This is a genomic window from Olsenella sp. DNF00959, from assembly GCF_001553055.1.
GTDB classification, from domain to species: Bacteria; Actinomycetota; Coriobacteriia; order Coriobacteriales; family Atopobiaceae; genus Olsenella_I; species Olsenella_I phocaeensis.
Window position 1 is genome coordinate 785,334 of record NZ_KQ960123.1, and the last position, 8,250, is coordinate 793,583.

Sequence of the window (8,250 nt, forward strand, 5' to 3'; positions counted from 1 at the left end):
GGGACCCTCTCGCCTGGGGCCGTCCCTCCCACGGCCGCTACCGCTGGCGGCACGCCGGCTCCCCCGCATGCCACCAGCGACATAAGATGTCAACGCATGTGCCGCGTCAGGAGGGGGAAGCATGGAGAAGCGCTGGTATGACGTCGCCGTGGTCGGCGCGGGGGTGAGCGGTTGCGCCACGGCCCGGGAGCTCTCGCGCTACGATGCGAGCGTGCTGGTCCTGGAGGCGCTGGACGACGTGTGCTGCGGCACCTCCAAGGCCAACTCCGCCATCGTGCACGCGGGCTTCGACGCCGCCGAGGGCACGCTCATGGCGCGCCTCAACGTCGAGGGCAACGCGATGTTCCCCCAGCTCTCGCGCGACCTCGACTTCCCCTTCGAGCAGGTCGGGTCTCTGGTGGTCTGCCTGTACGAGGGGGCACGGCCCGACCTCGAGGCGCTCCTCGACCGAGGTGCCGCGAACGGCGTCCCGGGACTGCGGATAGTCGAGCGTGACGAGCTGCGCCAGATGGAGCCCAACGTCTCCGACGAGGCGGTCTGCGCGCTCTGGGCCCCGACGGGCGGCATCTGCGACCCCTGGGGCCTCTGCTGCGCGCTGGCGGAGAACGCCGCCGCGAACGGCGTCGAGTTCCGCTTCGACGCCAGGGTCGCCGCCATCGACCGCGACGAGGAGGAGCTCTGGCGCCTGCGGCTCGAGGGCGGCGGGGAGGTCGTTACGCGCACGGTGGTCAACGCCGCGGGCGTGCACGCCGACGAGCTGCACAACATGGTCTCGCCACGGCGCATGACCATCGTGGCGCGCCGCGGCGAGTACGAGCTCCTGGACACCACGGCAGGCGCGCACGTGCGCCACACCGTGTTCGCCCTTCCCACCAAGATGGGCAAGGGCGTGCTCGTCACCCCCACCACCCACGGCAACCTCCTGGTGGGGCCCACCGCCGACGACATCGACGACAAGGACGACACGTCCACGACCCCCAGGGGAATGCGCTCGGTGGTCGAGAAGAGCGCCCTCACGGTGAAAGACGTCCCCTTCCGCGAGACCATCACCTCCTTCTCGGGCCTGAGGGCGCACCGTCCCGAGCACGAGTTCGCCATCGGGGAGGTTCCTGGCGCCCCCGGCTTCGTCGACTGCGCGGGTATAGAGAGCCCGGGCCTCACGGCGAGCCCCGCCATCGGCGTCATGGTCGCCGGCATCGTCCGGGACATCCTGGGCCTCGAGCCCAAGGAGGGCTTCGTGGCGACGCGCAGGGGCTTCGTCGACCTGGACAAGGTCTCGCCGGACGAGTGGAACGCCCTCGTCGAGGAGGACCCCAGCTACGGGACCATAGTCTGCCGCTGCAGGAGGGTGAGCGAGGGACAGGTCCGCGACGCCTGCCGCCGCGTTCCGGGCGCGCGCTCCGTCGATGGGGTCAAGCGCCGCGTGACAGCCACGATGGGCCGCTGCCAGGGCGGCTTCTGCTCGCCCCGCGTCATGCAGATCATCTGCGAGGAGGTCGAGGGGATGGACATGCTGCACGTGAGCAAGTCCGGTCCCGGCTCGGAGTACGTAGTGGGGCTCGCGAAGCGGCCCGTCGAGGGAGGCGAGGCTCGTGGCTAGCGCGGAGCGCCATGACGTGGTGGTGATCGGAGGTGGCTCCGCCGGCCTCGCCGCGGCGGTCGCGGCACACGACGCGGGGGCGGGGGACGTCCTCGTGCTCGAGCGCGAGGGGCAGCTCGGCGGCATCCTCAACCAGTGCATCCACAACGGCTTCGGTCTCCACACCTTCAAGGAGGAGCTCACTGGGCCCGAGTACGCGGCGCGCTACGTGGCGCAGGCGACCGAGCGCAAGATCACCCACCTGCTCAGGACCACCGTCCTGGACGTCTCGGCCGACAGGGTGGTGACGGCCGTCAACGCCGAGCGTGGCGTCTTCCGCATCGAGGCCGGTGCCGTCGTGCTCGCCATGGGCTGCAGAGAGAGGCCGCGCGGCGCGCTCGGCATCGCGGGGACGCGCCCTGCCGGCGTCTACACCGCCGGCTGCGCCCAGAGGCTTGTCAACATCGACGGCTACCTGCCCGGCCGCGAGGTCGTGGTGCTGGGCTCGGGTGACATCGGGCTCATCATGGCGCGCCGCCTCACCCTCGAGGGGGCGCACGTCGCCTGCGTGGCGGAGCTCATGCCCTACTCGGGAGGGCTCAAGCGCAACATCGTGCAATGCCTGGACGACTTCGGGATTCCCCTCTACCTCTCGCACACCGTCGTGGGCGTCGAGGGAAGGGGTCGCGTCGAGGCGGTGACCATCGCCCAGGTGGACGAGGCCCTTCGTCCCATCCCGGGGACCGAGAGGCGCTACGAATGCGACACCCTGCTCCTCTCGGTTGGGCTCCTGCCCGAGAACGAGCTCAGCCGTCAGGCGGGAGTCGAGCTGAGTCCCGTGACCCGCGGCCCCGTGGTGGACGAGTCCCTCCAGACCAGCGTCCCTGGCATCTTCGCCTGCGGCAACGTCCTGCACGTCCACGACCTCGTGGACTACGTGAGCGAGGAGGCCTCCGTCGCGGGGAGGTCCGCCGCGGCGTGGGCTCTGGGAGGGGGACGTGTGGCTGCCGCGGGCACCACGCCGACCGAGCACGAGCTCGTCTGCGGGGAGGGCGTCCGCTACACCGTCCCCGCGCACCTCTCGCCCCAGAGGATGGGGGAGAGGCTCACCCTGCGCTTCCGCGTGTCCGGCGTGTACCAGGACCGCTACCTGAGCGTCTATGCCGGCGAGCGCCGCATCGTGCACCGGCGCAAGCAGGTCGTCGCCCCCGGCGAGATGCAGGAGGTCGTGCTGCGGCGCGACCAGCTCCGGGGCCTGCACGGGGGAGAGAAGATCCGCGTCCTGCTCGAGGAGGCATAGGGGTCATGGAGACCAGGGAACTCACCTGCATACGCTGCCCGAGGGGCTGCCAGGTCGAGGTGACGCTCGACGGCGGCGAGGTCGTGGGGGTCAGGGGCAACGCTTGCCCCCGCGGCGACGAGTACGCACGCAAGGAGGTCTGCGACCCCACCCGCGTCGTGACCACGACGGTGCCCGTGGAGGGGTCGAAGGTGGCCGCGGTGGTCTCGGTCAAGACGGCGGGCGACGTCCCCAAGGCGCGGGTGCTGGACGTCGTGCGTGCCCTCGCGGACGTGAGGCTCGCGTCCCCCGTCCGCATCGGGGACGTGGTGCTAGCAGACGTCTGCGGCACGGGCGTGGACGTCGTGGCCACCAAGGACGTCTAGGGGGGCGGACGGCGGGAGCTCCCGTCACGCCTCCCAGCGGAAGTGCGCGAGGTCGACCCTCCCGTCGGGGAGGAAGCCCACGCCCTCTCCCTCGAGGAGGTCCCTCTGTGCGTCCGGACCCCCGAAGGCGAAGCCCGGCGCGAGCCTGCCGTCTGCGAACACGATGCGATGGCAGGGCACGCCCCCGGCCATCCCGGGGCTCTGGTGCATGGCAAAGCCCACGTAGCGAGCGCGACGCGGCTCGCCCGTCATCGCCGCGACCTGGCCGTAGGTGGCCACGCGCCCGCGCGGCACCTGTCGCACCACGTCATAGACGCGCCCGAAGAAGCCCTTGTCCGCCATGTCCGTCCCCCTGCCTCGCGCTGGAGCCGCCATCGTGCCCGTCGTCCCGGCGGTGGAGTCCGCATGGTGTTGGAAAAGCGACAGACATCGCGCGCGCCGGGAAATAGCATGCGTCCCAGTATCGTCTATCGAAGGGAGGGGCGCATGTACAACGTGGCGCTCGTGGAGGCCCAGAGCCTCAAGGACTATCTGAACGGCAAGCTCCAGAACGGCGATGTCGGCTTCGTGGGAGACCCCTTCGCGGGGGAGTTCGTCTCCTTCGTCATCAACCCCCACTCCGGCGAGTACACCGTCGTCTCCAAGGCGTAGCTCCCGCACGGACCCTTGCCAGCGGCCGCATGCGGCGCCTCGGGCCCGCTGCCATCCCTGCGGTGGCGGCGGGCCCCTTGCGTCGGGGAGCGTCGTCCGTGGAGCATCGTCTTCCGTGCAGACTGCCGGCAGTCTGCACGGAAGGTCGGGGCAATCTGGCGTCAGTCTGCGGCGAGCCCATTTTGGAACGTGGTCCCTCGTGCCCCCCATGTCGCGGCCCGTCCCCTAGCCTCTTCCCAAGGAGGACGAAGGGAGGGGCGTCTTGGGAGCGCGCGTCAGGAGGGGGAGGAGAAGGGCGAGGGCCCTGAGGCTGCGTGGCGGGGCGGTCTGTCTCGCCTGCGTGCTTGCGTCGTTCTGGCTGGGGAGGTCCCTCTCGCCCGGCGGGGTCCTTTCCGGCGTCGATGCAGTCGCTCTGTTTCGGGCGATCGTCCCTGGCTACGGGTTGAGGCGCCCGCACGCGAGGGTGCGGAGCGAGTGGGACGAACGGGCGAGTCCCGACTACTATCGCGTGGTCGGCCTCGCGCTCGTGGACGTGGAGCTCGCGGACGGGGAGGTCAGCTACGCGGAGCTGGATGACCTCGGGAGGTCCGGGCAAGCTGCCGCGAGGGTGAGTTGGGACATGGTCCGGGAGGGCACCTCTCGCCCAAGGGGGGACATGCAGGCCCTCAGCCCCTCGGGATGGGGGCACAACGAGAAGGTGGACATACCGCTGGCGCGCGGGAAGGCATACCACGGCTACTTCTGGAACCGCTCCCACCTCGTCGCGAAGTCACTGGGCGGGTCCGAGGTCGTCCAGAACATGGTGTGCGGCACGCGCATGCAGAACGTGGGGTCAAACGACGAGACGGGCGGCATGGCCTTCTGCGAGACGCTCGTGCGCGACTGGCTCGAGGCTCACCAGGAGAGGAGTGTCACCTACGTCGTCACCCCGCTCTACGAGGGCGAGGAGCTCGTTCCCCGCAGCGTGATCGTCGACCTGATGTCCAGTGACGGCTCGCTGGACCTCGAGGTGGAGGTGTACAACGCGGCGCGGGGATACCTGATCGACTACGCCACAGGCGAGTTCGAACGGGTGGGGGAGTAGGGTCCTGGCCCACAAGAGCCTGCGCGGACGCGGTCTCATGGAGGAAGGTAGATCGTAGGATCGAATTGCTCGGTTATGTCACGCCTGATTGCGGAACACTTTTTTCCTAACGCCTAAAATGGTAAGATGCACCAAATTTATTAATATATTTTGGTATATCTTACCATAGGAGGAAGCCACGAAGAAGGATGAGCTCATATCCCTCATGCAAGGTTGCGCAGGCCGAATCACCACGAAGCAGGCCCGGGAGGCGGGCTTCTCTTCGAGCATGCTCCAGCTGCTCGTCTCGCAGGGGGTCGCGGTGCTCGAGAGTCGTGGGGTGTATGCCCTTACGGAGACGCCGCCGGATGACTTCGCCGTAATCGCGCTGAGGTGGCCGAGGGCGGTGTTTCGCTGCAGCAGCTCGCTCTACCTGCACGGTCTGGTGGACTTCGTCCCCGGTGTGTACGAGGTTGCACTCCCGCGGGGCTACAAGGAGGGACACATAATGGAGGAGTTTCCCAACTGCCTCGTCACGCACGAGAACGAGGCGCTTTACGGCCTTGGGGTGGCCTCCGGGCATTCTCCCACCGGAACTCCGCTCGCCCTCCACGACTGCGAGCGTAGCATCTGCGACCTGGTGCTCTCCCGCAGACGTGATGAGGCCGACGCGCAGCTTCTGGGCCAAGCGATGGGCTCGTACTTCTCCTTGCCAAACAAGGATCTTCCCCGGCTTGCGCGATACGCCAACGCCATGGGCATCTCGCCTGAGCTTCAGACCTACCTGGAGGTGCTCTCGTGACCATCAAGAGCGACGCGAGCCTGCGTGGCAAGGCGAAGGTACTCGCCAAGGAGCATGGACTGTCAGCCCAGGAGCTGATGCAGCGCTACTTCTTCGAGCGCTTCCTGATGAGGCTCGAGAGGACTAGGTATCGCGAGCACTTCGTCATAAAGGGTGGTCTTCTGCTTTCTGCCATGTTGGGCGTGGCCCAGCGAACGACCATGGATCTCGATGCAACGGTGCGGGCAATGAAGCTTGACGCGGAGAACCTCTCAATAGCAATAGAGGAAATCTGCGCTGAAGATCTGGACGACGATGTGACCTGCAAGCTCGAGCGCGTAGAGCCCATTCGCGAGGATGACGACTACGGTGGATTGCGAGCCCACCTCATCGCCTCCTTCGGACGCATGAGGACGCCACTCAAAATAGACGTCACGACGGGTGACGTTATTACCCCGCATGAGGTTGAGTATGAGTTCCCGACTCTTTTCGAGGAGGGCACGATTCATGTGATGTCGTATCCCCTCGAGACGTGCATCGCAGAGAAGTTCGAGTCGATTGTCAAGCGTGGTGCCGCGACGACCCGCGCCCGCGATTTGTACGACCTTGCGACCCTCACGAGACTGTACGAACGGGAAATCAGGTGGGACGTCCTCGCGAACGCACTGCGCCGTACGTCCGAGCACCGAGGGACCTGGCACATGATGAGAGACTACGAGCGCGTGAGTCGCGAAATAGAGAATTCGACAGAGATTGCACGAATTTGGAAGGCATACGTGAGGCTTAACCCCTACGCCGCGGTCGTGACGGCGGAGGACTCAATGCGGTGTGTCCGTGAGATCGGCAGGATTCTGGAGCTGTAGGGACAGATTCGACAGCAAGTGGTGTTCCCCGATGCGCTCATGCATGGCGCATAAATCAGTGGACGCTCGCCGATTCGAAAATAGGTGAAAAGGGGCAGCAGATTTTGGCGCACGCCCGACGTAGAGCCACATGCCCCTTGGTACATACAAAAACAGGTCAAAGGCTCTTGACCTCTGACCTGCTATTTTCTGGTCGGGTGGACTGGATTCGAACCAGCGACCCCTTGACCCCCAGTCAAGTGCGCTACCAAGCTGCGCCACCACCCGCTATGTCTGCCACGCGGTGACCCACGCAGCGCTTGTGCATAGTAGCACTATCCCGCGAAGCAGTTCAAGCGAGAATTTCGAATCTCCTCTCGCCTGCGGACCGATGCGGGAAGGGGTGCCTAGATTCCCAGCAGCTCCCGCTTCTTGAGGTCGAACTCCTCCTCGGTCAGGATTCCCAGGTCGAGGAGGTCCTTGTACTTCTTGATGAGCTCGAAGGGGTCGCTCGTGGGCAGCGTGGGCCTCGGAGCGTCGTATGGGGCCTCCCTGTGCGCGGGTTTCTGGGGCAGCGCCGCCCGGAGCGCCTCGAGACCCCTGCCGGCTGCGCCTACCCCCGCGCCGAGCGCATCGCCGGCCATTCGCGCCGCCTGGCCGGCACCGACAACCGCGCTGTCGGCGAGCTGGTGCGAGCCCTCCACGACCTTGTCCACGATTGAGTCCTTGGTCTCCTCCTCGAGCTTCTCAGCGGTGATGCCCGACTGGGGAAGGCGGCGGAGGTGGTCCCTGAGGCGCATGGAACTGGGGCCGAAGCTCAGGAAGGTCATTCCCCCCGCGACTACGCCGCCCGCGACGGGGACTACCTTGGCTGCGACCTGCGCGAACTTTTCCTTGGTGAGCCTCACGCCCAGGACGCGCAGGACCTTCTTGAGGATGGGGTAGAAAGCCGTCTTTGTGAGGGCCTGACGCTGGATCGTCCTCGCGACCCCCTCCTGGGCCACCTTGCTAGCGAACTTGTTGAGGGCGACCCCAGCGGCTCCCACCTGCATCATGACGCCCATGAGGAGGACGAACTCCAGGAGGCTCTGGTCGTCCACCTCGTCGTCCTCGTTGAGGAAGGACTGCCAGCCATACACGTAGGCTAACTTCTGCTCTATGCGCATGACGTGGGCGAAGTACTGGACGAGGTCGGCAGGGACCGCCCCGAAGGCGGCGAGCCCGCCCGGGATGCCCGCCAGGAACGCGAGTCCCGCGCACTTCGCCGTCTCAAGGTCGATTGCCTCGTTGGCCAGGACGTCAAGCTGGTGGATGTCGAGTCCCGCCGCTGCGGGGGTCTCGCGTACCGCGAGCTCGGCGTCCGCGTCCGGCCAGTGCTTGCGGATCTCCGTCCTAAGGAACTCCGCGCGGTCGATCTTCACGCCCTTGAGCTTCGACGCGGCGCGGATGATCCTCTCGGCAAACTCCGCCCTGCGGTCCTGTTCCTCCTCGTCGAGCCCGCTCGTCACGTCCTCGGGCTTGGGGTCGCAGAGCTCCTCGAGCTGGCCCGTCGCCTCGTCCTGTCTTGGGGTTGCCAGGGCGTCGCCTTCGTCCGGAAGACCTGCTTCTGCCATGGATGGGTCCAATCTCTTGGTATGGGGTCGTTGCGACTCACATTTTGCGGGGGGGG

The 8,250-nt window shown here is 66.8% G+C and carries 9 protein-coding genes and 1 tRNA gene; 7 read left to right on the forward strand and 3 right to left on the reverse strand.

The features are described 5' to 3' along the window. The first annotated feature begins 121 nt into the window (after positions 1-121). The 3 genes from HMPREF1868_RS03345 to HMPREF1868_RS03355 are packed head-to-tail and all read left to right on the forward strand — an operon-like array spanning position 122 to position 3,244. Complete coding sequence (locus tag HMPREF1868_RS03345) at positions 122-1,600, forward strand: NAD(P)/FAD-dependent oxidoreductase (RefSeq protein ID WP_062530339.1); 1,479 nt, start codon at positions 122-124, stop codon at positions 1,598-1,600. Next, complete coding sequence (locus HMPREF1868_RS03350; RefSeq protein ID WP_062530342.1) at positions 1,593-2,879, forward strand: NAD(P)/FAD-dependent oxidoreductase; 1,287 nt, start codon at positions 1,593-1,595, stop codon at positions 2,877-2,879. The genes HMPREF1868_RS03345 and HMPREF1868_RS03350 overlap by 8 nt, the downstream gene beginning before the upstream one ends. 5 nt (positions 2,880-2,884) lie before the next feature. Further along, positions 2,885-3,244: a DUF1667 domain-containing protein gene (locus HMPREF1868_RS03355; protein WP_062530344.1), complete on the forward strand. Its 360-nt coding sequence runs from the start codon at positions 2,885-2,887 to the stop codon at positions 3,242-3,244. Positions 3,245-3,268: 24 nt separating this feature from the next. On the opposite strand, the gene HMPREF1868_RS03360 is transcribed toward HMPREF1868_RS03355, so the two are convergent. Further along, positions 3,269-3,586 carry an MGMT family protein gene (locus tag HMPREF1868_RS03360; protein ID WP_009279337.1) on the reverse strand — a complete coding sequence of 106 codons (318 nt, stop codon included), beginning with the start codon at positions 3,584-3,586 and terminating at the stop codon, positions 3,269-3,271. 108 nt (positions 3,587-3,694) lie between these two features. Here HMPREF1868_RS03360 and HMPREF1868_RS09705 point away from each other — a divergent pair, with 108 nt between their 5' ends. The 4 genes from HMPREF1868_RS09705 to HMPREF1868_RS03375 all read left to right on the forward strand — a co-directional run bounded on the left by HMPREF1868_RS09705 (position 3,695) and on the right by HMPREF1868_RS03375 (position 6,602). Continuing rightward, positions 3,695-3,895, forward strand: coding sequence for a hypothetical protein (locus HMPREF1868_RS09705; protein WP_156439395.1), 201 nt, complete (start codon positions 3,695-3,697; stop codon positions 3,893-3,895). Between the two features lie 262 nt (positions 3,896-4,157). Further along, on the forward strand, positions 4,158-4,979 hold the full coding sequence (locus HMPREF1868_RS03365) for a DNA/RNA non-specific endonuclease (protein WP_062530346.1): 822 nt from the start codon (positions 4,158-4,160) through the stop codon (positions 4,977-4,979). A gap of 205 nt (positions 4,980-5,184) precedes the next feature. Then, positions 5,185-5,760, forward strand: a complete 576-nt coding sequence (locus tag HMPREF1868_RS03370; RefSeq protein ID WP_009279334.1) for a type IV toxin-antitoxin system AbiEi family antitoxin domain-containing protein — start codon at positions 5,185-5,187, stop codon at positions 5,758-5,760. Then, positions 5,757-6,602, forward strand: coding sequence for a nucleotidyl transferase AbiEii/AbiGii toxin family protein (locus HMPREF1868_RS03375; protein WP_062530348.1), 846 nt, complete (start codon positions 5,757-5,759; stop codon positions 6,600-6,602). The genes HMPREF1868_RS03370 and HMPREF1868_RS03375 overlap by 4 nt, the downstream gene beginning before the upstream one ends. Positions 6,603-6,792: 190 nt before the next feature. On the opposite strand, the gene HMPREF1868_RS03380 is transcribed toward HMPREF1868_RS03375, so the two are convergent. After that, a tRNA-Pro gene (locus tag HMPREF1868_RS03380) sits at positions 6,793-6,869 on the reverse strand. 119 nt (positions 6,870-6,988) lie between these two features. Next, positions 6,989-8,194, reverse strand: coding sequence for an SHOCT domain-containing protein (locus HMPREF1868_RS03385; RefSeq protein ID WP_062530350.1), 1,206 nt, complete (start codon positions 8,192-8,194; stop codon positions 6,989-6,991). Positions 8,195-8,250 lie beyond the last annotated feature (56 nt).

Excerpts from the sequence above, each read along its gene's own strand:
- HMPREF1868_RS03345 (WP_062530339.1), top strand. The coding sequence starts at position 122 with ATGGAGAAGCGCTGGTATGACGTCGCCGTGGTCGGCGCGGGGGTGAGC.
- HMPREF1868_RS03355 (WP_062530344.1), top strand. The coding sequence starts at position 2,885 with ATGGAGACCAGGGAACTCACCTGCATACGCTGCCCGAGGGGCTGCCAG.
- HMPREF1868_RS03360 (WP_009279337.1), bottom strand. The coding sequence starts at position 3,586 with ATGGCGGACAAGGGCTTCTTCGGGCGCGTCTATGACGTGGTGCGACAG.
- HMPREF1868_RS09705 (WP_156439395.1), top strand. The coding sequence starts at position 3,695 with ATGCGTCCCAGTATCGTCTATCGAAGGGAGGGGCGCATGTACAACGTG.
- HMPREF1868_RS03370 (WP_009279334.1), top strand. The coding sequence starts at position 5,185 with ATGCAAGGTTGCGCAGGCCGAATCACCACGAAGCAGGCCCGGGAGGCG.
- HMPREF1868_RS03385 (WP_062530350.1), bottom strand. The coding sequence starts at position 8,194 with ATGGCAGAAGCAGGTCTTCCGGACGAAGGCGACGCCCTGGCAACCCCA.